At 68.5% G+C, this 24,730-nt stretch carries 23 protein-coding genes; 14 read left to right on the top strand and 9 right to left on the bottom strand.

Going from position 1 to position 24,730, the window contains the following annotated elements; all coding sequences use genetic code 11:
- Positions 1-10 precede the first annotated feature (10 nt).
- Positions 11-301 (bottom strand): 30S ribosomal protein S6, encoded by a 291-nt coding sequence (gene rpsF / locus AB0J87_RS48640; RefSeq protein ID WP_080044189.1) that lies wholly within the window; start codon positions 299-301, stop codon positions 11-13.
- Positions 302-490: 189 nt separating this feature from the next.
- On the opposite strand from rpsF, the gene AB0J87_RS48635 reads away from it, so the two are divergent.
- Positions 491-805: a hypothetical protein gene (locus AB0J87_RS48635; RefSeq protein WP_363978847.1), complete on the top strand. Its 315-nt coding sequence runs from the start codon at positions 491-493 to the stop codon at positions 803-805.
- A gap of 57 nt (positions 806-862) precedes the next feature.
- Here AB0J87_RS48635 and AB0J87_RS48630 read toward each other — a convergent pair whose 3' ends face one another.
- Positions 863-1,042 (bottom strand): hypothetical protein, encoded by a 180-nt coding sequence (locus tag AB0J87_RS48630; RefSeq protein ID WP_319714256.1) that lies wholly within the window; start codon positions 1,040-1,042, stop codon positions 863-865.
- 107 nt (positions 1,043-1,149) lie between these two features.
- Between AB0J87_RS48630 and AB0J87_RS48625 the strand changes: the two genes are divergently transcribed.
- On the top strand, positions 1,150-1,893 hold the full coding sequence (locus AB0J87_RS48625) for a deoxyribonuclease IV (protein WP_355192904.1): 744 nt from the start codon (positions 1,150-1,152) through the stop codon (positions 1,891-1,893).
- A gap of 63 nt (positions 1,894-1,956) precedes the next feature.
- Here AB0J87_RS48625 and AB0J87_RS48620 read toward each other — a convergent pair whose 3' ends face one another.
- The 4 genes from AB0J87_RS48620 to AB0J87_RS48605 all read right to left on the bottom strand — a co-directional run bounded on the left by AB0J87_RS48620 (position 1,957) and on the right by AB0J87_RS48605 (position 7,541).
- The gene (locus tag AB0J87_RS48620; RefSeq protein ID WP_363978843.1) at positions 1,957-3,033 is read right to left on the bottom strand and encodes a mannosyltransferase family protein; all 1,077 of its coding nucleotides are present in this window, start codon (positions 3,031-3,033) and stop codon (positions 1,957-1,959) included.
- Positions 3,030-4,352, bottom strand: a complete 1,323-nt coding sequence (locus tag AB0J87_RS48615) for a glycosyltransferase 87 family protein (protein WP_363978840.1) — start codon at positions 4,350-4,352, stop codon at positions 3,030-3,032. The genes AB0J87_RS48620 and AB0J87_RS48615 overlap by 4 nt, the downstream gene beginning before the upstream one ends.
- Entirely contained in the window at positions 4,349-6,826 is a 2,478-nt protein-coding gene (locus AB0J87_RS48610; protein ID WP_363978837.1) for a transglycosylase domain-containing protein, read from the bottom strand. The genes AB0J87_RS48615 and AB0J87_RS48610 overlap by 4 nt, the downstream gene beginning before the upstream one ends.
- Before the next feature lie 328 nt (positions 6,827-7,154).
- On the bottom strand, positions 7,155-7,541 hold the full coding sequence (locus tag AB0J87_RS48605) for a DUF5318 family protein (protein ID WP_363978835.1): 387 nt from the start codon (positions 7,539-7,541) through the stop codon (positions 7,155-7,157).
- A gap of 134 nt (positions 7,542-7,675) precedes the next feature.
- On the opposite strand from AB0J87_RS48605, the gene AB0J87_RS48600 reads away from it, so the two are divergent.
- Together AB0J87_RS48600 and AB0J87_RS48595 are read left to right on the top strand one after the other, a co-directional pair.
- The gene (locus tag AB0J87_RS48600; RefSeq protein WP_350724184.1) at positions 7,676-8,266 is read left to right on the top strand and encodes a PadR family transcriptional regulator; all 591 of its coding nucleotides are present in this window, start codon (positions 7,676-7,678) and stop codon (positions 8,264-8,266) included.
- A gap of 13 nt (positions 8,267-8,279) precedes the next feature.
- Positions 8,280-9,359 carry an inositol-3-phosphate synthase gene (locus AB0J87_RS48595; RefSeq protein ID WP_355192897.1) on the top strand — a complete coding sequence of 360 codons (1,080 nt, stop codon included), beginning with the start codon at positions 8,280-8,282 and terminating at the stop codon, positions 9,357-9,359.
- Positions 9,360-9,407: 48 nt separating this feature from the next.
- Here the strand turns inward: AB0J87_RS48595 and idi are convergent, their stop codons facing one another.
- Positions 9,408-9,992: an isopentenyl-diphosphate Delta-isomerase gene (idi, locus tag AB0J87_RS48590; protein ID WP_363978830.1), complete on the bottom strand. Its 585-nt coding sequence runs from the start codon at positions 9,990-9,992 to the stop codon at positions 9,408-9,410.
- A 106-nt stretch (positions 9,993-10,098) separates the two neighbouring features.
- Between idi and AB0J87_RS48585 the strand changes: the two genes are divergently transcribed.
- Positions 10,099-11,403 carry an MFS transporter gene (locus AB0J87_RS48585; protein ID WP_363978827.1) on the top strand — a complete coding sequence of 435 codons (1,305 nt, stop codon included), beginning with the start codon at positions 10,099-10,101 and terminating at the stop codon, positions 11,401-11,403.
- On the opposite strand, the gene AB0J87_RS48580 is transcribed toward AB0J87_RS48585, so the two are convergent.
- The gene (locus AB0J87_RS48580) at positions 11,354-12,817 is read right to left on the bottom strand and encodes a CCA tRNA nucleotidyltransferase (RefSeq protein WP_363978825.1); all 1,464 of its coding nucleotides are present in this window, start codon (positions 12,815-12,817) and stop codon (positions 11,354-11,356) included. The genes AB0J87_RS48585 and AB0J87_RS48580 overlap by 50 nt on opposite strands.
- A 90-nt stretch (positions 12,818-12,907) precedes the next feature.
- Between AB0J87_RS48580 and AB0J87_RS48575 the strand changes: the two genes are divergently transcribed.
- The 8 genes from AB0J87_RS48575 to trxA all read left to right on the top strand — a co-directional run bounded on the left by AB0J87_RS48575 (position 12,908) and on the right by trxA (position 21,837).
- Positions 12,908-13,435, top strand: coding sequence for a YbaK/EbsC family protein (locus AB0J87_RS48575; protein ID WP_363978822.1), 528 nt, complete (start codon positions 12,908-12,910; stop codon positions 13,433-13,435).
- A 50-nt stretch (positions 13,436-13,485) separates the two neighbouring features.
- Complete coding sequence (locus AB0J87_RS48570) at positions 13,486-15,621, top strand: DUF6049 family protein (protein ID WP_363978819.1); 2,136 nt, start codon at positions 13,486-13,488, stop codon at positions 15,619-15,621.
- A complete protein-coding gene (gene murJ / locus AB0J87_RS48565) occupies positions 15,618-17,225 on the top strand; it encodes a murein biosynthesis integral membrane protein MurJ (protein WP_363978816.1) in 1,608 nt (535 codons plus the stop codon). Before AB0J87_RS48570 ends, murJ begins: the two co-directional genes overlap by 4 nt.
- A gap of 165 nt (positions 17,226-17,390) precedes the next feature.
- A complete protein-coding gene (locus AB0J87_RS48560; protein ID WP_363978813.1) occupies positions 17,391-18,902 on the top strand; it encodes a protein kinase family protein in 1,512 nt (503 codons plus the stop codon).
- Positions 18,903-18,917: 15 nt separating this feature from the next.
- A complete protein-coding gene (sigM, locus tag AB0J87_RS48555) occupies positions 18,918-19,553 on the top strand; it encodes an RNA polymerase sigma factor SigM (RefSeq protein ID WP_350724202.1) in 636 nt (211 codons plus the stop codon).
- A complete protein-coding gene (locus AB0J87_RS48550) occupies positions 19,543-20,442 on the top strand; it encodes a zf-HC2 domain-containing protein (RefSeq protein ID WP_363978809.1) in 900 nt (299 codons plus the stop codon). Before sigM ends, AB0J87_RS48550 begins: the two co-directional genes overlap by 11 nt.
- A gap of 133 nt (positions 20,443-20,575) precedes the next feature.
- Positions 20,576-21,508 (top strand): thioredoxin-disulfide reductase, encoded by a 933-nt coding sequence (gene trxB, locus AB0J87_RS48545; RefSeq protein WP_363978807.1) that lies wholly within the window; start codon positions 20,576-20,578, stop codon positions 21,506-21,508.
- A gap of 14 nt (positions 21,509-21,522) precedes the next feature.
- On the top strand, positions 21,523-21,837 hold the full coding sequence (trxA, locus tag AB0J87_RS48540) for a thioredoxin (protein ID WP_350724208.1): 315 nt from the start codon (positions 21,523-21,525) through the stop codon (positions 21,835-21,837).
- Positions 21,838-21,999: 162 nt separating this feature from the next.
- Here trxA and AB0J87_RS48535 read toward each other — a convergent pair whose 3' ends face one another.
- Positions 22,000-22,617, bottom strand: coding sequence for a GNAT family N-acetyltransferase (locus AB0J87_RS48535; RefSeq protein WP_350724210.1), 618 nt, complete (start codon positions 22,615-22,617; stop codon positions 22,000-22,002).
- Between the two features lie 269 nt (positions 22,618-22,886).
- Between AB0J87_RS48535 and AB0J87_RS48530 the strand changes: the two genes are divergently transcribed.
- Entirely contained in the window at positions 22,887-24,119 is a 1,233-nt protein-coding gene (locus AB0J87_RS48530; protein WP_363979282.1) for a PLP-dependent aminotransferase family protein, read from the top strand.
- The last annotated feature ends 611 nt before the right edge of the window (positions 24,120-24,730 follow it).

Genomic DNA, 24,730 nt, shown 5'->3' with positions numbered 1-24,730 from the left:
AAAACCGGGGTTAGTGCACGTCCGGACGCAGGACCTTGGTGCGCAGGATGCCCTCGTTGAGGTTCATCTGCCGGTCGAGCTCCTTGACCGTCGCGGGCTCCGCGGACAGGTCGATGACGGCGTAGATGCCTTCCGACTTCTTGTCGATGTCGTAGGCGAGACGGCGACGGCCCCAGACGTCGACCTTCTCCACGGTGCCGCCGTCGTTGCGGACCACGGAGAGGAACTGGTCGAGGGACGGCGCGACAGTGCGCTCATCGAGCGAAGGGTCCAGGATGACCATTACTTCGTAACGACGCATGCGGACTCCAACCTCCTCTGGACTCTTGCGGTCACGACACTCTGCCGTGACAGGAGGACGCTGACGTCTGTGCCCGGGCGCCCCTTTCGGCGCCTCGGGGCGATGGTTCAACCATCACAACGCAGCTTGCCCAGGTTACCAGCCGCGGGAAGGTGGGAAGGCCTTTAGGAAACCTAGGGGGTGGTGGCCGTGCCACATGTGCTTCAGCCCTCCGAGAGGGAGCGGTTCAGGCTCACACTCAACAGCGACGGGCATGCGCATCCGGTGGAGAACGCCCTGGCGGTGGGAGCGCTCGTTTGCGGTCTCATTGCCTTCGTCTCCACATTCTGGGTCTCCGCGCATGCGATCTCCTCGTGGGTCGGCACGCTGGGCTTCGGGGTCGGGTTGTATTCCCAGTACGTCTCGGCGACCACGCCGCAGCGTGCGCTCAACATCGTCGGCATCGTGGGATCGTTCGTGGGAGCCGCGCTGGGCATCGCCCACGGGGGCTTTCTCCCCCACTGAACTTCATTGAGCTGATGAGGAACGGCCCCGGCGCCCGGGGCCGTTCCGGCATGCCGCTCACCCGCCGATGTGCAGGTCTATACCGAGCAGGACCAGGAACCAGAGGAACACCGCGAGCAGCGCTTCCGCGAGGTCTCTGAGCAGTCCGGGGGTGATGTAGTGGTAGACCCAGCCCACGTAGATCCCGATCACGACGTAAACCAATAAGATCAGCGCTCGCAAGCGCCAGCGTGCCATATCGTTTCTCCTCGATTAGGGGGCGCATGGCGACTTCCCGAGCGCGCGCCCGGCAAACCGATCGGTCCCCCGCTGCCGCCTTACTCTCCGGCGTAAGCTCGGGAGCTATGGTGCGCATCGGAGCTCATGTCGATCAGGACGATCCCGCCGCCCACGCCGAGGCGGTGGGGGCCGAGGTGGTGCAGTTCTTCCTCGGAGACCCGCAGGGTTATGACAAGCCGGTGCTGCCCGCCAAACCGGTCGAGGGCGTCGACATCTACATCCACGCCCCCTACCTGGTCAACGTCGCCACCACGAACAACCGCATCAGGATCCCCAGCCGCAAGCTGCTGGAGCAGCATCTCAAGGCCGCCGCCGGGCTCGGCGCCAAGGGCCTGATCGTGCACGGCGGCCACGTCAACAAGAGCGACGATCCACAGGCCGGCTTCGACAACTGGCGCAAGGTGTTCGAGCGCATGGAGTGCCCCATCCCCGTGCTGATCGAGAACACCGCGGGCGGCGGCAACGCGATGGCGCGCAAGCTGGAGCGCATCGCCCGGCTGTGGGAGGCGCTCGACGGGTTCGACGTGGGCTTCTGCCTCGACACCTGCCACGCCCACGCGGGCGGCGAGGAGCTGGTCGACCTGGTCGAGCGGGTCAAGGCCATCACCGGCCGGATCGACCTCGTCCACTGCAACGACTCGCGCGACGACTTCGACTCCGGCGCCGACCGCCACGCCAACCTGGGCAAGGGGAAGATCGACCCCGAGCTGATCCTGGCGGTCTGCCGCGCGGCCGACGCGCCGATCGTGGTGGAGACGCCCGCCGACGGCCAGGCGGACGACATCGCGTTCCTGCGCAAGAACCTCTAGGGAATACACACAGCCTGTGGATAACTTCCCTGGATTACCAAGACGAAGAAGTGGGTAGAAAGGTCAGCCCGCCCACGCGCCACTCAGGAAACGTTCCGCGTTGAGCAGCATGAGCGGCCCGAAGATCAGGGCGTACACGACCATCACCCACGGCCTCCTGGTCGCGACCTTCGCGACCAGGATCCACAGGGGGAACCACAGCAGCAGCGAGCGCGGGATCGACAGGTAGTACGCCGAGGTCATCAGCGCCGCCGCCTGCAGCCCCGTGTAGACCAGCTCGCTCCACCGGCGCAGCGCGAGCAGCCAGATCAGCGCCGCCAGCGCCACGACCGCCCCGGTGATCTCCATCCGGAACGCCACCGCGAAGTCGTCGGAGCCCATGGCCGAGCGCCAGGTCGTCTTCCACGCCTCCCACGGCCAGGCGAAGTCCCGCCCCCACCCGGCCTCCTGCGCGTGCTTCCACGCCAGCCAGTCACCCGACCTGCGGTAGTGGTAGTACGAGTACGTCGCCAGCGGCACGAACGGCACGACCAGCCACCCCGCCTGCCGGATGCGCTGCCGGATCGGCTCGCGCCGGGTGAAGAACTCCACGACGAGCGCGACCGCGAGAAACAGCCCCGTGATCCGCACGCACGAGGCGCCCGCGGCGAGGGACGCCGCCAAGGACCATTGCCCCTGCCTGGCGGCCAGCCAGGCCGGGATGGCGAAGGCCAGGAAGAGGGACTCGCTGTAGCCCGCCGCCAGGAACACCGCCATCGGGTAGAGCAGCAGCGCCAGCACCGCCATCCAGCCGGAGGCGCCTTCCAGCTCGGCCAGCCGGGCCAGCGCCACCATGGCCACCGCCCCGGCGGCGAGCGAGATGAGCAGCCCGGCCGCCGCCCAGTCCGGCACGACGAGGTGCACCACCCGCAGCAGCATCGGAAAGCCGGGGAAGAACGCGGGCAACCCGTCGTCCACAGGCTTGCCGGGCTCGCCGTCGTAGCCGTACTGGGCGATGGTGATGAACAGCCCGGCATCCCACTTGCGCCACTTGTCGGCGTACGCGCCGAGGGCCGTCCCCAGCAGCGTCATCACCAGCAGCCCCGCCCGCGAGCCGAACCAGAGCAGTAACGCGTCCCGGCCGGCCGAGCGGGTGATCATCGAACGGCTGGTGTCAGCGTGAACCGGTCACGAGCGTCGTCGAAGACGCCGCCACCCTGGTCGTCGACGCCGCCCTGGCGGACCACGTCCTTGTCGGGACGGAGGATGTCCCGCACCACGAACGCCATCATGATCCCGATCGTGATGACCCGTCCCCAGACGGCGGTGAAGTACGTGTCGTCACCGATGCCCAGGTCGTTCCTGCTGAAGGGCGCTTGCGCGACCAGGTAGAGCCAGATGGCGACGAAGTACCAGATCTCGGCGAGCTGCCACAACACCAGCGGCTTCCAGTTCGGCCTGGCCAGCACGGCGAACGGCACGAGCCAGAGCACGAACTGCGGCGACCACACCTTGTTCGTCATCATGAACGCGGCCAGCGCCAGGAAGCAGATCTGCGCCAGCCTGGGCCGCCGGGGCGCGGCCAGCGCGAGTACGGCGATGCCCAGGCACAGGATGGCCAGGGACGCCATGCCCAGCTTGCTGACGTCGCCGTCCCCCAGGATGGGGATCCCCTTGTTCTGGAAGAACAGCCACGGCGAGCCCCAGTCGACCCCGCGTTCCTGGGAGAAGACGTAGAACCTGCGCCATCCCTCCCACGCGAAGATCATGAACGGCGCGTTGACCACGATCCACGCGCCGGCCGTGGCGCCCAGGGTGACCAGGAACGGCCGCCATCGCGCGGTGCGCAACGTGAGCAGGAACAGCGCCCCCAAGAACATCAGGGGATAGAACTTGGTCGCGATGGCCAGCCCCAGCAGCACCCCGGCCAGCACCTGCCGTTGCCGCGCCCAGGCCAGCAGCATGCCCATCGACAGCGCGCCGGCGACCAGGTCCCAGTTGATGTACGCGGCCAGCACGACGGCGGGCGAGATGGCGTACCAGAGCGCGTCCCACCGCCGCGTGGGCCCGGCCACCGCGGCCATCAGCAGGACGCCGACGACCAGGCAGATGCCGAGCAGGATGACCGTCAGGTCGTAGAACCTGACGGCCTGCGCGCCCACGTCGGCTCCGACCGCCCTGGCGAGCCAGCTGATCACCTGCATGACCTCGCCCAGCACGACCGGGTACTCGACCTGCTTGTCGAACGGCACGGCGGCGAAGTAGGGATCCTGGGTCGACAGCGCCCTGTCGAAGTACAGGGGGTAGATGTCGGTGTAGCAGAAGTTCGTGTACGTCGTGACCTGGTCGTTCCAGCCGCCGGTGCGGCAGGGCAGGCGCACGACGTAGGCGAGGGTCGCCCCCAGGGCCGCGAACAGCCCCAGGGGCAGGTACGGAACGGCACGCGCCACGAAGGGGACGCGTACCTCCGTGCTCGTCACCGGTCCTCAGGTCTGGACATCGGCGACCATCCTGAGGGTCTCGGTTCGGGCGCCCGGCCGCCGCCGGGCCCGCCGACGTCGCCGGTCTGCGGGACGCCGCCGTCGCCGTTGTTGCCGTTGTTGCCATGGTTGCCGTTGTTGCCCGGGTCCTCGATGGTGACGTCGTCGTCGGGGGTGACGTTGTCGTCACACGGGTTGACGAGGCAGTCCTGGTTGCCCTGATCGTCGAAGGGGTTGTCCCCGCTGTCGAACGGGTTGTCGGGGGTTTTCGTCGGCTTGGGCTCGGGGCTCGGCACGATGTTCTCGGCCAACCCCACATCGGCCTTCTGGGGGAACTGCTCGACCGGCAGGTTCTCGTGAGCCGCCAGCATGAACCTCTGCCACGTGAGCGTGGGCGCGTCAGCACCCTCGAAGCCCAGGCCCACCTCGTACGGCCTGCTCCAGGGATTCTGGTCGTTGTACTTCGTGCTCTTCTTGTTGTTGGGCGTCACCGGGCAGGTGCGATTCGCATTGGGCGTGACGGTTTTGCCCGTCTTCGTCTTGCACACCTCGCGGTAGAAGCCGACCGCGGCGGAGATCTGCGGCGTGTAGCCGACGAACCAGGCGCCGTTCTCGTCGTTGTTCGTGCCGGTCTTGCCGGCGGCCGGCCGGTTGCCCAGCCCCTTGCCCCGTGCGGTGCCGCTGCGCAGCACCTCCTCCATGGCGACGGTGGCGTCGGCGGCGACACCCGGGTCGATGACCCGCTTGGAGGCCAGCTGCTCGCCGTAAACGACCTGCTTGCCCAGCCTGACTTCCTGCACCACGTGATACTTGGTGTACTTGCCCGCGTTGGCGAAGATGGAGTAGCCGGCGGCCTGTTCGATCGGCGTCACCAGGGCGCTGCCGATGGCGAACTGGTAGTGGTGCGTCTCGACGTCCTCTTCCATGCGCTGCGGGTTGAACCCGGCCGCCTCGACGAGGTTCTTCACGTCGTCGATCTTGCCGGGCAGCCGGAACGCCATCGACACGTACGCCGTGTTGACCGAATCGGCGGTGGCCTTGATCACGTCGACGGACTGGCCGACGTTGTGGCTGTTCTTGAAGCCGCCCCGCGCCTGGCCCGGCAGCACCTTCGGCACCGTCACGTTGCCCGGCACGTAGCTCTTCAGCGAGTAGCCGGCCTGCAGCCAGGCCGCCAGCACGTACGGCTTGAACGCGGACGCGGCCTGCTTCTTGGCGTCGAAGGGCTCGTTGAACGGGTCGGTGACGTAGTTGTTTCCGCCGTTGAACGCCAGAACGCGGCCGTTCTTCGGGTCCACCGCGGCCAGGCCCGCGTGGAACTCCTTGCTCATGCTGTCCGTCGTGCTCTTCACCGCGACCTGCGCGGCCTTCATGAGCTTCTTGTCGAAGGTGGAGATGATGTGGTAGCCGCCGCTCCTGACCGCGTCAGGGGTGAGGCCACGCCGCTCCTTCAGCTCCTGGAGGACCTGCGTCACCATGTAGCCCCGGAGACCGCCGAGCTCGTTGCTGTCGCTGTCCTTGCGGAGCTTGGGGAACTTCGCGGTCTGCGGCAGCTTGCCGTATTTGTCCGGCCACTGCTCGGCCATGTACTGGATGACGGTCTTCCAGCGGGCCTTGAGCTCGGGAGCATCGGGCTCCCAGTTGGGCTGCTGGATGCGCGCGGCGAGGTAGGCGCCCTGCTCGGGCGTCAGCTTGGCGGCGGTGGCCTTCTCGTCGAAATACGCCTGCGCGGCGGCCTGGACGCCATAGGCCTTGCCGAAGTTGACGGTGTTCAGGTAGGTCTTCAGGATGTCGTCCTTGGACAACTCCTCGTCGAGCTTGACCGCGACGAAGATCTCCATGACCTTGCGCTTGATGGACACTTCCTGGCTGAGGCCGTCGTAGTAGTTACGGGCCATCTGCTGGGTGATCGTCGAGGCGCCCTGGAGCTGCTGTCCGGTCACGGTCATGTACAGCGAGCGGAACATGCCGGAGATGGAGACGCCGGAGTCCTCGTAAAACGTCTTGTTCTCGATGGCCACCGCGGCGTCCCGGACGCTCGGGGACATCTTGGAGATGTCATCGAGGATCTCGCGCTTCGTACCGAGCTTGGCGATCTCGGTCTTGCCGTCCCGGTAGTAGATGGTGCTCTGCTGCGCGAGCGCGTCGGACTTGGCCTGGTCGGCGGTCGGCACCGGCGTGTTGGCGTACGCGACCATGACCATGCCGAAGAGGCCGGCCGCGAGCACCACGAACCCGGCCACGACGATCTTCCAGCTGGGCACGAACCTGCGCCAGCCGCCCTTGCCGTCGCCGCCGCCCTTCTTGGTCGGCGGCCCGGGAGGCCCGGGCGGCCCGCCGTCGCCCTTCCGGCGCGAGCGCCGCGGCGCGTCGCTGACGATCGTCTCCTGGTTGCTCGTCCCCCGCGCCTCCTGCCGGGCGCGCGTGCGCGGCCCCGGCTGGTCACCGCGCGTAGCCGGCCCGTCGCCACGCATGGGAGGGCCGTCACCGCGTGTGGGAGGTCCGTCACCACGCATCGGAGGGCCGTCACCGCGTCTGGGAGCCTCGTCGTACGGCTGCGCGGCCATGGCGCCGGTCTGCTCGTAAGCGGCTTCCGCACGACGCTGCGACTGCGCCGGACCACCCCAACCCGACTCACCGGTTTGCGGAGGAGAACCCTGGGGCACAGAACGGGATGAGCTGGAACGACGGCGCCTTCCCGGGCGGGCCGTCCCCTCATTCATGCTGTCACTCACACGTCCTCGCATCGTCGTCGGAAACATAAACGGCGGTGGGCGTGAGATTTCTCGCCGCCCTCGGTCTTCACAGTTGGCTGACGAGGTCAGGCGGTCCGTTTCCGAGGACGTATGAAACCGTCAGGTGGTTCCAGGAACAACCTTGGCAGACCTCGACAACGTACACGCGGAACTCATCGTAATCATGAGCCATTGCGACGAGTTCCGATGTGACCTTTGCCTGCCCGGCATGCCTACCGAGCGCATCGCCGTAGACGTAGGTCACATTGGTGACGTTCTCCCTTTCGCATACCGGGCAGAGGCGTTCGGTCGGCTCGCCGAAGTGGCGCGCCGCGCGAAGGAGGTAGGGCTGTGCGTCACACACGTCGCCCCGCGAGGTGCGCCCCATGCGCAGGGAGCGGACCACCGCCCGTTTCGCAAGGCCGTAATCCACCACCCTTCGCTGTGACCACATGAGCGCCAGACTACGGCGTTTTGCGGCTGCATCCCAACGACTTGCCAGATTCACAGATTGCCGCCATATAGCGACCCGACGTATCCTGGGGATGTATCGGCTCGATACATCGACGCGAGAGGGGGCGGGTTCCGATGGGCGGCGGACAGGGCAGGGTCTTGGAACTGGCCGTGCTCGGGTCGCTGCACGAGACACCACTGCACGGCTATGAGCTGCGCAAACGGCTCAACGCCCTGCTGGGGATGTTCCGTGCGTTCTCCTACGGATCGCTGTACCCCTGTCTGCGATCACTCCTGGCTCAGGGCCTCATCGTGGAGGAGCAACCCGCTCCCACCACGATCGTCGGCGGCAGATCGAAGATCGTTTACAAGCTGACGGCCGAGGGCAAGGAACGGCTACAGGACATGCTGACGCAGGCCGGCCCCTCCGCTTGGGAGGACGAGAGCTTCGGCGTGCACTTCGCGTTCTTCCGCCACACCGAGGCGGAAGTACGGCTGCGCATTCTCGAAGGCCGCCGTAGCCGGCTGGAGGAGCGGCTCGACGCGGTGCGCACAGCTCTGGCGCGCACCAGGGAGCGCCTCGACAGTTACACGCTCGAGCTGCAGCGGCATGGGCTCGAGTCGGTCGAGCGCGAGGTGCGCTGGCTCAACGAGCTGATCGCTACAGAGCGTCGGGCCTCGTCGGAAGAGGGGCCCGCAAGAGATACCACGTCAACTGATGAGTAAGGGAGCGAATGCGATGGGTTCGGTTCGCGTGGCCATTGTCGGTGTCGGAAACTGCGCGTCATCGCTGGTCCAGGGCGTCCATTACTACAGGGACGCCGACCCGGACACTCGGGTCCCGGGCCTCATGCACGTGAAGTTCGGCGAATATCACGTCGGTGACGTCGAGTTCGTCGCCGCGTTCGACGTCGACGCCAAGAAGGTCGGCCGTGATCTGGCGGAGGCGATCGTCGCCAGCGAGAACAACACGATCAAGATCTGCGACGTGCCGCCCACGGGGGTGACCGTCCAGCGCGGCCATACCTTCGACGGTCTGGGTGAGTACTACCGGGAGATCATCGAGGAGTCCGACGAGGCGCCCGTCGATGTCGTCCAGGTGCTCCGTGACAACCAGGTCGACGTCCTGGTCTCCTACCTGCCCGTGGGCTCGGAGGACGCGGACCGCTTCTACGCCCAGTGCGCCATCGACGCCGGCGTGGCGTTCGTGAACGCGCTGCCGGTCTTCATCGCCTCCGACCCGGTGTGGGCGGAGAAGTTCACCAAGGCCGGCGTGCCGATCGTCGGCGACGACATCAAGTCGCAGGTCGGCGCCACCATCACGCACCGCGTGATGGCCAAGCTGTTCGAGGACCGCGGGGTGGAGCTGCTGCGCACGTACCAGCTCAATGTCGGCGGCAACATGGACTTCATGAACATGCTGGAGCGCAAGCGGCTCCAGTCCAAGAAGATCTCGAAGACGCAGGCGGTCACCTCGCAGATCCCGCACGAGATGGGCAAGGCCGACGTGCACATCGGGCCGTCGGACCACGTGCCGTGGCTGGACGACCGGAAGCTGGCGTTCGTGCGGCTCGAGGGCCGCTCGTTCGGCGACACGCCGCTCAACCTCGAGTACAAGCTGGAGGTCTGGGACTCGCCGAACTCGGCGGGGATCATCATCGACGCGGTACGGGCCGCCAAGATCGCCCTCGACCGCGGGATCGGGGGCCCGATCCTGTCGGCGTCCTCGTACTTCATGAAGTCGCCGCCGAAGCAGTTCTCGGACGACGAGGCCAGGGACTACGTCGAGAAGTTCATCCGGGGTGAGGTCGAGCGCTGACCCCCCGTCGGCGCCGCACCCGTCTCCACGGGTGCGGCGCCGCGCTGTCTACGGGCGGGCGGCCGGGGGCAGCTCGGCGGGCGAGGCGGGATGCCAGGTCAGCGGGTCGGCGCCGAGGTCGGCCAGCAGCGGCACCTGCTCCTGGCACCAGGGCGAGACGGCCAGCAGCCCGTTGCGCACCCCCTCCGCGAACTCCTTCCACGGCATCCACATCGTCTCCCCCACCTCGGCGGGGTTGGGGACGACGGGCGAGGTCACGGTGACGCGGTAGACCGGGCAGAGCTCGTGCTCGACGATCCCGTTGGCCATCTCGGCGCGGTAGGAGAAGGCCGGCAGCATGAGGTCGACGCGGTCCATCGTGAGCCCCAGCTCGTAGGAGAGCCGGCGCTCGACGGCCCGCTCCAGGGGCTCGCCCGGCAGCGGGTGGCCGCAGCAGCTGTTGGTCCAGATCCCCGGCCACGTGAGCTTGCTGTCCGCTCTCCTGGTGAGCAGCACCCGGCTCTCGTGATCGAAGACATAGCTGGAGAACGCCAGGTGAAGGGGTGTCTCGCGACCGTGCACCGCCAGCTTGGGCGCTGTCCCGAGTGCGTGGCCGTCGCGGTCGACCAGCACAACGTGTTCCTCAGTCGTCACGCTATGAAGCGTACGAGACACGGTGACCGTTCGGAACCCACGGCCCACCTGCCGCAGCACGACTCTCGCGCATCCTAGGCGATGGGTGGAGGGCTAGGCTGGCCGCGTGTCATTTGTGGCCGACCTACGCGTGGTCCTGCGAGGCGAAGATTTCCGGCGGTTGTTCGCCACCCGGCTGATCTCCCAGTTCTCCGACGGGATCTTCCAGTTCGGGGTGGCCGGGTTCGCCTTCTTCAGCCCTGAAACCAAGACGACGGCGCTCGCGGTGGCCGCCGGGCTGGCGGTGCTGCTGCTGCCGTACAGCGTGCTCGGGCCCTTCGTGGGCGTGTTCATCGACCGCTGGTCACGACGGCAGATCCTGGTGATCGCGCCGATCGTGCGCGGCGCGCTGCTGGTGGTCGCGGCGGCGCTGGTCGCCGCCGACGTGCCGGACACGGTCTTCTACGGGGCGGCGCTGGCCGTGCTGGGCGTCAACAGGTTCTTCCTGGCCGCGCTCGGCGCCTCGCTGCCGCACGTGGTGCCGGCCGACCGGCTGATGGCCGCCAACGCGGTCGTCCCCACGTCGGGCACCGTGGTCACGTTCGTGGGCGTGGGGCTCGGCTACCTGCTGCGCAAGGTGTTCGGCGCCGAAGACTACGGCGTGGCGCTGCTCCTGGTCGTCTCGGGCGTGGTGTTCGGCCTGAGCGCGCTGGTCGCGCGGACGATGGACCGCGGGCTGCTCGGCCCGGAGTCCGACCCGAGCCGGCCGCAGGCGCGCGACGCCCTGCGCAACGTGGTCGGCGGCCTCACGGACGGCGCCAGGCACCTGGTCAAGCACCGCGTCGCGGCCTCCACCATGGGCGCGATGGCCGCCCACCGCTTCTTCTACGGCATAGCCACCGCGCTCGGCATCATCCTCTACCGCTACTACTTCTACAACGGCGACGCCGACGCCGCGCTGAGCGGCGTCAGCCTGGTCGTGGCGACCTCCGGCGTCGGCTACGCCATCGCCGTCGTCATCACCCCGTACGCCACCGAGCGGTTCACGATCGAGCGCTGGGTGCCGATCGCGCTGACGACGGCCGGGCTGCTGACGGCGGCGCTGGTGCTGCCGTTCCAGGAGTGGGGGCTGCCGGTGGCGGGGTTCGTGCTGGGCGTGGCCGGGCAGAGCGTCAAGATCTGCGCCGACACCACGGTCCAGCGCGACGTCGAGGACATCTACCTGGGCCGGGCGTTCTCGATCTACGACATGCTCTTCAACGGCATGTACGTCCTCGCCGCGGCCCTGTCGGCGGCCATCCTGCCCGCCGACGGCAAGTCCTACACGGCCGTCGTGATCGCCGCCGTCGGCTATCCCGTGGCCGCGCTGGCGTACCGGATGATCACACGCCCGCGTCGTTCGACCTCGCCCACTCCAACAGCGCCTCGGTAGCCGCCTCCTTGCCGATCACGCCCTTGTCGAGCCTGATCTCCAGCAGGAACTTGTACGCCTGCCCCACCACCGGCCCCGGCCCGATGCCGAGGACCCGCTGGATCTCGTTGCCGTCGAGCTCGGGCCGCATCTTGGCCAGCTCCTCCTCGTCGGCGAGCCTGGCGATGCGCTCCTCGAGCTGGTCGTAGGTCCGCGACAGCGCCGAGGCCTTGCGCTTGTTGCGCGTGGTGCAGTCGGCCCTGGTCAGCTTGTGGAGCCGGTCCAGCAAGTGGCCGGCGTCGCGCACGTAGCGGCGTACGGCGCTGTCGGTCCACTCCCCCGTGCCGTAGCCGTGGAAGCGCAGGTGCAGCTCGACCAGCCGCGCCACATCCGCCACCACGTCCTTGGGGAACTTCAGCTCCGTCATGCGCTTCTTGGTCATCTGCGCGCCGACCACCTCGTGGTGGTGGAACGACACCCGCCCGCCCGTCTCGTGGCGGCGCGTCTTCGGCTTGCCGATGTCGTGCAGGAGCGCCGCCCAGCGCAGGATCCGGTCGGGCTTGCCGTCCTCCTCCTGCGCGATGGCCTGGTCGAGCACGGTCAGCGTGTGCTCGTAGACGTCCTTGTGCCGGTGGTGCTCGTCGATCTCCAGCCGCAGCTTGGGCAGCTCGGGCAGCACGTGCGCGGCCAGCCCGGTCTCGACCAGCAGCCGCAGGCCCTCGCGCGGGTTGGCGCCGCAGACGAGCTTGTCGAGCTCCTCGCGGATGCGCTCGGCCGAGACGATCTCGATGCGCCCGGCCATCTCGGTCATCGCCGCCACGGCGCCCTCGTCCACCCCGAACCCGAGCTGCGAGGCGAACCTGGCGGCCCGCAGCATGCGCAGCGGGTCGTCGCCGAAGGACCGCTCGGGGGTGCCCGGCGTGCGCAGCACCTTGGCCTTCAGGTCGTCGAGCCCGCCGTACGGGTCGACGAACTCGTGGCCCGGCAGCCGCACCGCCATCGCGTTGACCGCGAAGTCGCGCCGTTCGAGGTCCTCTTCGAGCGTCTCGCCGTACATGACCTCGGGCTTGCGCGACTTCGGGTCGTACGACTCGTTCCGGTACGTCGTGATCTCGATCAGCCAGCCGCCCTTGCGCAGGCCCACCGTGCCGAAGTCGATGCCGATGGTCCACACGGAGTCGGCCCAGTCCCTGACGAGCTCCAGGACCCGCTCGGGGCGGGCGTCGGTGGTCAGGTCGAGGTCGTTGCCGATGCGGCCGAGCAGCAGATCGCGTACGGGGCCGCCGACGAGGGCCAGCTCGTGGCCCTGCTCGGCGAACAGGCGGCCGAGCTCGTCGGCCACCGGAGCGATCTTGCGGAACAGGTCCGTCATGGCCCGCCGTTGGCTGTCAGTCAGAGTTGAGTCGGACAAGCGGGTAGGTCCTTCTGGGAGCATTCCGGAACATATCCCCCGAGCCACACCAGGTCCGGGTTACCGTCGGTCCAAGGACCGTCGGGGGCCAGGGAACGAGGCAAGGAGGACTATATGAAGGACGCCCTCGCGATCCACCGCTGGCTCCTCGCCCACCAGGTCCATCATGAGATCGTACGCCTTCCGCGTCCCATGACATGCGCGGAAGATCTGCCTGAGGCGGTCTCCGCTGCACCGAGCAGGTGCCTGATGGTCACAGTGCTCGAGGTCGCCACGAGGGTCGGCCGCGAGGTCGTCATCGCGGTCACCACCCCCGTGTCGGCGCCGCCACCGGTGGGAGCCGTCGGCGGAGTGCTGGGCGTGCGCCGGGTTCGACCGGCTCCGGTCCACGTGGTCAACGCGGCCACCGACTACGCGAGCGGGCTGGTGTGCCCGCTGCTCCTGCCCGAGCCGCTGCCCAAGTTCATCGACGACCGGCTGCCGGCCGACTTCCTGGCCGACGGCGGGCCGGTCTACACCGCGACCGGCGAACGGCATACCGCCCTGACCCTGCGCGCACTCGACCTGATCGCACTCCTGCCAGGCAAGATGGTCGACCTCAGGGCGAAAGGAACACGTGAGGCGGTCGCGCGGCGGCACTGAGCCCGTACCATTGCGGGCGTGTGTCGTCGTCCTCCAGCTTGGGCATTCGCGTGATCCGTAAGGCCACGCTGCTCGCCGCGCTGCTCGCCCTCACCGTGGTGGCGACCGCGCCCGGCGCGGCTGCCACCACGTCCGCGACGGCGAGCAGGCAGACCCTGGCCGTGTCGATCTCGTCGATCTCGCCTCAGGTGCCGACCGCGCAGACCGATGTGATCAAGTTCACCGGCACGCTCCGCAACGACAGCGGCGCGCCGCAGAGCGGCCTGCGCGTCCGCCTGCGCTACACGCCGCAGAAGCTCCCCGACCGCGTCACCATGGCCGCCTACCAGACCGACCAGAACCCCGCGACGCTGCCGTTCCGCGCCTCGCTGAGCTCGTTCATGGACATCCCGGCGCTGGCCGCCGGCGCCCAGGCGCGATGGGAGTTCACCGCGACGCCCGTGCAGCTCGGCTACGGCTCGTTCGGGGTCTACCCGGTGGCCGTGGAGGTGGTCCAGAACGGCCTGCAGGTCATGACGCAGCGCACGTACCTGACCTACGCGCCGCCCACGGTGCCGAAGCTGCCGCGCAACAAGCTGGCCATCGCCCTGCCCGTCATCGACCAGCCGCACCGCGGGACCGACGTCGACCCGAAGACCCGCACGCCGCTGTTCGTGAACGACAAGCTGAGCCAGTCGATCACCGGCAAGGGCCGCCTGGCCGACCTGGCGCGCATCGCGCAGGCCGCGCCCAAGGCCGTCACCTGGTTCATGGAGCCCTCGCTGCTCGACGACCTTGACGCCATGAAGAACAAGTACCTGGTCAAGGTCAAGGACGAGACGCAGGAGAAGCCCGCCAACCCCGAGGCCGCGAGCTGGCTGACGACCATGCGCACCGCGCTGGCCGACTCTCCCGTGGTCGCGGTCCCGTACGCCGATCCCGACGTGGCCGCGCTCGCGCACCAGGGGCTGGACACGCAGACCGGCCGGGCGATCGAGCTGGGCAGGCAGAAGGCCGCCGCGCTGCTCCAGCGCGAGGTCAAGACCAATATCAACTGGCCGCCCGGGGGCGTGCTCGACGCCGACGCGCTCGACCTGCTCTCGGTCAGCCTCCCGGCCGGCAAGGAACGGGTCGACACGGTCCTGCTCAACTCCACCAACCTGCCGCCGCAGCCGCCCGTGCCGTTCTCGCCCGACGCCGCCTCCACGCTCGACTCGGTGAACGGGCCCGTCACCGCGCTGGTCGCGGACGCCGAGCTGAGCAAGCTGTTCGAGCCCGCGGCGCCCACGTCCGTGCTGCTCAGCACGCAGCGGTTCGTCGCCGAGACCGCCATGATCGCCGCGGAGGCCGGCCAGACCTCGCCCAGGTCCCTCGTCATCGCCCCGTCGCGCCGGTGGGACCCCAACCCCACGCTCGTCAACGCGCTGATGAAGACCGCGGACAACCTGCCGTGGCTGCGGCTGACCCCGCTGGAGTCGATCAAGCCGACCAAGCTGTCGGTCCCGCGCGCCGGGCTGACCTACAGCGACCAGGACCGCAAGGAAGAGCTGACCGCGAAGTACCTCGACCCGGTCAAGGGCATCGCGTCGAATGCGCAGCTCACTTCCCTGATCACCGAAACGAGGACGCCGTCGAGCTTCGACGCGGCGGTCCTCCGGCTGACCTCCTCGGCCTGGCGCAACAGCACCCGCGCGGGCCGCGCGGTGACCAAGCTGGTCCGCGAGGCGGTGACGGACCAGACCGACAGGATCCAGATCACCGGAGCGGGCCCCAGCTGGACGCGCACGCTGGCGGGCAGCAACGGCGCGGTCCCGATCAGCGTCAAGAACGAGCTGGGCGTGCAGATCGCCCTCTACATCGACGTCACATCCAACAACCCCGAGCTGTTGCAGGTCAACTTCGACCAGCGCGGGCCGATGAAGATCGGCCCGCGGCAGAGCGGCACGGTCCAGGTGCCGATGAACGCCGCGGCCGGCACGAGCGGCGACGCGACGGTGACCGTGCAGCTCAAGACCTCCGACAACCAGCCGTACGGCAAGCCGCAGCGGCTGACCATCCGCATCACCGGCTACACCGGGATCGCCTCGGTGATCGTGGGCGCCGCCCTGACCGTGATGCTCGCCGCCGTGGTGATGCGAGTGCTGCGGCGCAGGTCGGAGCGGAAGCTCGCGCACGCGGCCAAGACCCGGGAGAATAAGATCGTATGAGTCGCATGCTTCGGGCCAGCGCCATCATGGCCGCGGGCACGATGGTGTCCAGGGTCACGGGGTTCGTGCGGACCATGGTGCTGGCCTACGCCATCGGCACGAAGGCGCTGGGCGACTCCTACAACGCGGCGTACGCGATCCCGTACAGCATCCTCGACCTGCTGCTGCTCGGCGTGCTGAGCAGCGTCGTGGTGCCGATGATCGTCCGGGCCCAGCAGCACGACGCCGACGGCGGCCGGGCGTACGAGCAGCGGCTGCTGACGCTCTCCGGGGTGGCGCTGATCGTGGTCGCGGTGGTGGCGGTGTTCGGCGCGCCGCTGCTGATCGACCTCTACACCGACTGGGCGCCGGGCAGCCCCAAGTTCGAGGTCGCGGTCACGCTGGCCCGCTTCATCCTGCCGCAGCTCGCCTTCTTCGGCGTGGGCGCGGTGGCGGGCGCCATCCTCAACACCCGCGACCGTTACGGCGCGCCCATGTGGGCGCCGGTGGTCAACAACCTGGTCGTCATCTGCGTGTTCCTGGCGTACGCCATGGTCGGCGGCGAGCGCGACAACATCGAGCAGATCAGCACCGGCGACATGGCGCTGCTCGGGCTGGGCACCACGGCCGGCATCGTGGCCCAGGCGGTCATCCTGATCGTGGCGCTCAAGCGGGTCGGGTTCGTCTTCGTGCCCCGCTTCGACGTGCGCAACGCGCGGCTGGGCGAGATGGCCAGGGCAGGCGTCTGGACGATCGGCTACGTGATCGTCACCCAGCTCGGCTTCATGCTGACCACCAACCTGGCCAGCGCGGCCGGCGATGTGGTCGAGGGGCACGGCATCAGCCCGTACACGCTGGCGTTCCAGCTCTTCCAGCTCCCGTACGGCGTCATCGGCGTCTCGGTGATCACCGCGATGCTGCCCAGGATGAGCCGGGCCGTCGGCGAGGGGCGCTTCCACGACGTGCGGAGCGAGTTCGGGTCGAGCGTGCGGCTGATCTGCTCGCTGATGGTGCCGGTGTCGCTGCTGCTCATGGTGCTCGGGCCGGCGATCACCGTGCCCATCTACGGCCACGGCGCCAACAGCGTCGCGGACGCCGTCTACATCGGCAACGTGCTGCAGGTCTACGGGCTCGCGCTGGTGCCGTTCGCGCTGTTCCAGTTGTTGCTGCGGGTCTTCTACAGCTTCGGCGACACCCGTACGCCGGTGTTCATCGGCGCGGCCACCACGGCGGCCAACGCGGCGCTCATGCTGGTGTTCAACGCGTTGCTGCCGGCCCGGTACCTGGTGATGGGGCTGGCGCTCGCGTACGCCATCGCGTACGCGCTGGGCGCGGTCGGGGCTTGGTTGCTGGCCAGCCGCCGTGTCAGAGGGCTGGGTGGCTGGACCATCGGCATGGCGTTGACCAGGATGTATCTGGCGGCTCTGCCCACCGCTGTGGTGGCGCTCGCGGCGGTTTGGGTAGTCACGGGGGTGTTCGCCGGGCTAGGGTTCGTCAATTCGCTGATCGTTCTCGCGGTCGGCGGGGGCCTCGGGTTGCTGCTCTATCTAGGCGTCGCGCACAGAATGCGCATCCCCGAGGTCAATTCCATCGTTGGGATGGTCGCTGGGCGGGTAGGCCGGTAAAGAACGCGGGCCGAATCCACTCGGCACTAACATGGAGCCGACACGCGCGAATGGAAGCAGGAGGGGCGTGGGCGGATCCACCCGGCATAGCGTGCCTTCGTGGGACACCACCACGCAGGTGAGTCGAGTCATGAACACGCCCGATCGGCCAAGCGGAGTGAACCTGTGAGCACGTCGGCCGTCGAACCCGGCACCCGTCTGGCCGAGCGCTTCCGGCTCGAGGACCGCGTCAGCGAGTCCGACGGAGCCACGCTCTGGAAAGCAATCGATGAGATCCTCGCGCGTCCCGTGGCCGTCCACACCTTCGCGCCCGACTTCCCCCGCGTCCACGAGGTGGTCACGGCCGCCCGCGCCGCGAGCAGGCTGACCGACCCGCGCCTGACGCAGGTTTTCGACGCCGCGGAGGACGACAAGGCCGCCTACGTCGTCAGCGAGTGGGTCACCGGCGAGTCGCTGACCGACCTGCTCGCCTCCGGCCCGCTGGATCCCGAGCGCGCGGCGGGGCTGGTGGCCGAGGCCGCCGAAGCGCTCGCGCACGCCCACGAGGCCCAGCTCTACCACCTGTGCCTGCGCCCCTCCCACCTGGTGTGGACGACGGGCAACACGGTCAAGGTGCTCGGCGTGGCCGTCGACGCGACCCTGTACGGGCTCACCACCGACCAGCCGGCGCTCGACGACGCCGAAGGGCTGGGCCGGCTGCTGTACGCCGGGCTGACCGGTCACTGGCCGGGCGACGAGGAAGAGGGCGGCCTGCCCGCGGCCCCCATGACCGACGGCCACTTCTGCACGCCCCGGCAGGTCACCGCCGGCGTGCCGAGCTACCTCGACACGGTGACCGTGCGCGCGTGCCTGCCCGAGTCCCGCAGGGGCACGGGCGCGCTGGCCAGCCCGTCCGACGTGGCCGAGGCGCTGTCCGGCGTGGCCAGGCCCATGCCGATCCCGATCTCCTACCCCTCGACCCCCGCGGTAGCCTCTGCCTCCCACACCGAGGGCCTGGACCTCGTCCACCGGCAGCAGCTCACCGTCCCGCAGAGCCCGCCCCCGCCGCCGCGCCGTCCCGCGGGCGGCGGCAGCACGCTCAACCGCGTGCTGATGACGCTGGTCGTGCTGCTCGTCATCGCGGCCGTCGGCGTCGGCGCCTGGACGATCGGCCGCAGTCTGGGCAGCCCGACCAAGCCCGAGGCGTCGGGCTCCAGCCCCAGCACCTCCACGTCGGCCTCGGCCGAGGCCCAGACCGTCAAGCCGAAGAAGGCCCAGGGCTTCGACCCGCTCGGCGACAACAACGAGAAGCCCGAGATGGCCGACCTGGCCATCGACGGCAAGCCCGGCACGCTGTGGAAGACGGAGCGCTACACCAGTGCCGACCTGGGCAATCTCAAGAAGGGCGTCGGCCTGCTGCTCGACATGGGCAAGTCCATGCAGATCAGCGACGTGGTCGCTACGCTGTCCGATGCCTCGGGCGCGTCCGTCGAGCTCAAGGTGGGCGACTCACCCGATCTGTCTGCACTGAAGACGGTGGCGACCGCGAAGAACGCCGCAGGTAAAACCACTCTTACCCCTGATCAACCGGCAACTGGACAGTACGTTTTGATCTGGTTTACCCGGGTTCCGATGGATGGCGGCGAGTTTCATGGCACCATCTATGAAGTAGTGGTGCACTCTCCCGGATCGGCATAACCAGGAATCTCTCTTGTGAACTCCCCACCCGAGACACCCTCAGCAGCGGAGCGGCCGGCGATCACAGACGCCGAGCTGCTGACCGCGCACATCAACGGGGACCCTCACGCCTTCAGCGAAATCGTCAAACGGCACCGCGACCGCATGTGGGCGGTCGCCCTGCGTACGCTCGGTGACCCCGACGAGGCCGCCGACGCCGTGCAGGATGCCTTCGTCTCCGCATATCGCAAGGCCGCCACGTTTCGCGGCGAGGCAGCCGTCACGACCTGGCTCCACCGGATCGTGGTCAACGCCTGCCTCGACAGGATGCGCCGTAAATCGGTCAGGCCCGTCGCCGACGACGAGCTGATCGAGGCCGCTGAGCGCGAGACTCCCCTACCCGACCAGACCGTCGAACGCGAAGTCTCCATGGAGGTTTCGGCCGCATTGAAACTCCTGCCCAGCGACCAGCGGGCGGCTCTCGTCCTCGTCGACATGATGGGTTATTCGGTCGAAGACGCAGCTCAGGTGCTCCAAGTGCCGAGCGGCACGGTCAAGAGCCGGTGCGCTCGAGGGCGCGCGAAACTTGCCCCAATTCTTTCCCATCTGCGGAACCGATCGGACCTCAATCGCGTCTCATCCGCGAAGGGAGCAGAACTTCGTGACGGGTGATACGCACTACGATCTGGACATCCTGGCCGAGCTGGCCGAGGGTCTCCTAGACGTCGACACGGCGCGCCGGGTCCGCGAGCATCTCGCGGTCTGTGACCCATGCGGGGAGCTACTGGCAGACCTGGCGGCGGTTCGCGAGGTGCTCGCGGCGACCCCCACACCGGCCATGCCGATGGGTGTCGCACTGCGCATCGACAAGGCTTTGGCCGCCGAGGCGGAGTTCCGGCGGGGAGGTGTCGGCCTCGTTGAGGCGCCCGACTGGGACGAGCTCATGCGGGACGCCCCGTGGGAACGACCGGTCGAGGTGGCCGCTGAGGCGGCTCCCGAGCCGGTGCGGCTGGGCGTCGTCTCCGACGACGGCACGATCGTCCCGGCCAAGCCCTCTCGCAGACGCAGATGGGCGATGCCCGCGATCGCGGCCGCGGCGGCGGTCGCCGTGGTGGGCACGGCGGTGGCCTCCACCGGCCTGCTCGCGAGCGGCGGCGGCGGAAGCAGCGGCCGCGACGTGATGGCCGGCGGCGTGACCGAGACCTCCGTGGTCCCCTCGACCCCGGCCAAGGTCCCCACGATGGCCAGGTCCTACGGGTTGACCGACAGCGGCCACAACTACAGCGACCAGGACCTGCGCCAGCCGCTCGAAGGCATGTTCGGCTTCCAGCGCATGGTGCAGGGCGGCTCCGACGACGACGGCAAGGTCGACAAGTGCGTGAAGCGCGTCTCGAGCCGCTCCAGGCTGCCGGCGTACGCGGTCGACCAGGGCCAGTACAACGGCCAGGAGGCCCTCGTCGTGGCCTCGTGGAAGGACAAGGCCAGCCAGAGGCTGCGCATCGACATCGTCGACCCGTTCAACTGCAAGAACCTGCGTAAGCCCACACTGGGCCGCTGGTAAAGGACATACACGTCAGAGCCCGCCTCGGCGGGCTCTTTCGCTTTGTGCGAGCGTTGTGTGTAGGGCAGGGAATCAGGGCGGCCTAGGATCTGTTGACGCCGGTGCAACAGCAGACGAGGAAGGCGTGGGAGCGTTGAGCGACGTTCGTAACGTGATCATTATTGGATCCGGCCCAGCTGGCTACACCGCGGCCGTCTACTCCGCGCGCGCCGAGCTCAAGCCGCTGGTCTTCGAGGGCTCCGTGACAGCCGGCGGCGCCCTCATGAACACCACCGATGTGGAGAACTTCCCGGGCTTCCCCGACGGCATCATGGGCCCCGACCTCATGGACAACCTGCGCAAGCAGGCCGAGCGGTTCGGCGCCGAGCTGGTCACCGACGACGTGGTCGAGGTGGACCTGGAGGCGAACCCCAAGGTCGTCAAGACCCACAGCGACACCTACTACGCCAAGTCGGTCATCCTGACGATGGGCTCCGGCTACCGCGAGCTCGGTCTGGTGAACGAGAAGCGCCTGTCCGGGCATGGCGTGTCCTGGTGTGCGACGTGTGACGGCTTCTTCTTCCGCAACAAGGACATCGTGGTCGTCGGCGGCGGCGACACGGCGATGGAGGAGGCCACGTTCCTCACCAGGTTCGGCCGCATGGTGACGGTGGTGCACCGCCGCGGCGAGCTGCGCGCCAGCAAGATCATGCAGGAGCGGGCGCTCGCGAACGACAAGATCCGTTTCGTCTGGGACTCCGAGGTCGTCGACGTGCTCGGCGACTCCCGCGTCGAGGCCGTGCGGCTGCGTAACGTCAAGACCGGCGAGGAATGCGAGCTGGCCACCGACGCGTTGTTCATCGCGATCGGGCACGACCCGCGCACCGATCTGGTCAAGGGGCAGATCGACCTCGACGAGGACGGCTACATCAAGGTGGCCTCGCCGTCCACGGCGACCAACATCGACGGTGTGTTCGCCGCGGGAGACGTTGTCGACCACACCTACCGTCAGGCCATCACCGCTGCCGGCACCGGCTGCTCGGCCTCGCTCGACTCCGAGCGCTGGCTGGCGAACAACGAGAAGTGAGTAAGGAGCGCACCGTGAAGGCTGTCACCGACGCCTCTTTCGAAGCCGACGTCCTCAAGAGCGACAAGGCCGTGCTGGTCGATTTCTGGGCCGAGTGGTGCGGGCCATGCCGTCAGGTCGCCCCCATCCTGGAGGAGATCGCCAAGGAGCACGGCGACAAGCTGGAGATCGTCAAGCTCAACATCGACGAGAACCCTGACGTTCCGCGCCAGTACGGTGTGCTCCAGATCCCCACGATGAACGTCTACCAGAACGGCGAGGTCGTGAAGCAGATCATCGGCGCCAAGCCGAAGGCCATGCTGCTGCGCGAGCTCGACGGCATCATCTAGCCCGCCCTCCCGCGGCGCGCGCCCGGCCCCCCGCCCCTGGCGGGGGGCTTTCGCGTTCTCCCGGTCTTGTACGGCGGCCCCGCTTGTACAGCCCCGCTTGTACGGCCCCGCTTGTAGTACGGCACGGCCCTGTGCGGCCGCTTGTGCGGCCCTGTGCGGTCGTCAGACGGGACGAAGCGCCCGTTCTGGACTCATGGAGCCCAGGAGTCGCTCCAAAGCCACCTCGACGTCCTCACGCCACGAGACGGCGGTCTTGAGCTCCAGCCGAAGCCGCGGAAAACGCAAATGCGGACGAACCGTCTTAAAACCAACAGAAAGGAAGTATTCCGCCGGAACTACGCAACTAGGCTCTTCCCACTTGAGGTCGCCAAAAGCTTCAATGGCTTTCACGCCACGCCTGGTCAGGTCTTTGGCCACGCCCTGGATCAGCATCCGACCCAGCCCGCCACCCGAGAACTCCGGAATGATGTGCGCGGTCATCAGCAGCACGGCGTCGGCGCTGACCGGCGAGGTGGGGAAGGCCACGGACCGGGGACTGTAGAGCGGCGGGCTGTAGAGCACGAACCCGGCAGGCACCCCGTCGACATAGGCGATTTTCCCGCAACTGCCCCACTCGAGCAGCGTGCCGGAGAGCCACGCCTCCTTCTCCAGCCCAGGATCCCCCGACCGAACCGCCCGCTCCCCGCTCATGGGGTCAAGCTCCCAGAACACGCACCGCCTGCAGCGATGGGGCAGATCTTCAAGATTGTCCAGGGTTATGTTGACCAGCCGACGCGACAACTACGGCCCCCTGTCGTTGACCCGGAAAAGCGCGCGAAAACCGCGTCCACAGGTGGCATCGTAGCCCAGTGAAGATACCGCCAGCGGACACCACGACGGTCGAGCCCGTCACGGGCGACATGTCCGGTTAGCGTAATCTGGTATTTCAGTCCGATATGACACCTAGGAGGTGGGCCGTGACAGGAGAGCTGGATCACGGTCAGGCACCCGCGACCCAAGGGTCGCGCATCGACGCTTACGTCGATCGGTACGCCGCGCGAGCTACCGGGATGGTCGCCTCCGAGATCCGAGCTCTTTTCGCCGTCGCGTCGAGGCCCGAGGTGGTCTCGCTCGCGGGCGGCATGCCGTACGTCACGGCTCTTCCCCTCGACATGGTCGGCGAGCTGGTCTCCGACCTCGTCACCAAGCGCGGCCCCGTCGCGCTGCAGTACGGTTCCGGCCAGGGTGACCCGCACCTGCGCGAGCAGATCTGCGAGGTCATGCGGCTGGAGGGGATCAACGCCGGGGCGGACGACGTGGTCGTCACCGTCGGTTCGCAACAGGCCCTCGACCTGATCACCCGGATCTTCATCGACCCGGGCGACGTGGTGCTCGCCGAGGGGCCCTCGTACGTGGGGGCGCTGGGTACGTTCGCCGCCTATCAGGCCAAGGTCGTTCATATCGCCATGGACGATCAGGGCATCGTGCCCGAATCCCTCGCCCAGACCATCTACGCGCTGGAGACGGCCGGGGCTCCCATCAAGTTCCTCTACACGATCCCGACCTTCCACAACCCGGGCGGCGTCACCCTGAACATCGCCCGGCGGCAGCAGGTGCTCGACATCTGCCAGCGGGCCGGGGTGCTGATCATCGAGGACAATCCGTACGGACTGCTCGGCTTCGACGGGGAGCCCATGCGCGCCCTGCGCGCCGACAACCCGGACGGCGTGGTCTACCTGGGGTCGTTCTCCAAGACGCTCGCCCCCGGCTTCCGCGTCGGCTGGGCGCTGGCCCCGCACGCCATCCGCGACAAACTCGTGCTGGCCATGGAGTCGGCCGTGCTGTCGCACTCCTCGTTCACCCAGCTCGCCGTGGGCCAGTACCTCGCCACGCAGCCCTGGCGGGAGCAGATCAAAACGTTCAAGGAGCTCTACCGAGAGCGCCGCGACGCGCTCCTGGACGCGCTCGAATCCCTGATGCCGCCCGAGGTCACCTGGACGCGACCCGCGGGCGGCTTCTTCGTGTGGGCGACCCTTCCCGAAGGGCTCGACTCGAAGGCCATCCTGCCGCGGGCGGTGGCCGAGCGGGTGGCGTTCGTACCGGGGACCGGGTTCTTCTCGGACGGGAGCGGGGCGCGGCACATGCGGCTCTCGTACTGCTTCCCCGAGCCGGACCGGATCCGGGAGGGAGTGCGGCGACTGGCCGGCGTGATCGACCAGGAGATGCAGCTGAGGGACACGTTCGGCACCAGCTCGGCCCGCGACCACCAGGGCGTCGACACCCCTGGCCCCGACCTGGCCTGACCACCGTCTCCAAGGGGGCCGGCGCCGCCTCACCGCTCCGCCGGCCCCACCAAGCCCGGTCCTCCGGACTCGGCCACCCCCTGCACTGATCACCCTCTTCAGGACCAGCCAGGCCCCGCTCCACCCACCCCTCTTCAACCTGGCCAGCCCTGCTCCACCTACTCCCCCGGGCCAGCCACCCCTTGCCCGATCTCACACCCGCCTGAGAACCGCCACCCGCCTGGCCTCACGCCCGCTCGCGCACCGCCACCTACGCGCCTCATCCCGCTTGCGCACCGCCAACAGCGCGCCTCACGCCCGCTCGCGCACCGCCACCAGCGCGCCTCACGCCCGCTCGTGAACAGCCACCACCGTGGCCTCGCGCCCTCACGGACACCGCCGCAGCCCGAGCACCGTTCCCTTCCTGACCACCGTCTCCCGCCCTCCCCCACGCGCGCCATCCCGAAGTCCACCCGCCACCACCCTGGCGCACCCTCGGCCCCGCCCCTTCCAGGCACTCACACCATCGCCGCCTGCCCCTTCCCGGCATCACCATCGCCCTGCCGCCCCATAAGCGGGCCCCCTGCCGCCCTATAAGCGGGCCCCCTGAGCGCTGTCCTTCCCCAAGCCCC

The sequence above is a fragment of the Nonomuraea sp. NPDC049625 genome, assembly GCF_040675285.1.
Classification (GTDB): domain Bacteria; phylum Actinomycetota; class Actinomycetes; order Streptosporangiales; family Streptosporangiaceae; genus Nonomuraea; species Nonomuraea angiospora_A.
Note: the sequence above shows the minus strand (reverse complement) of the source record. Positions and strands in the feature narration are given on the sequence as shown.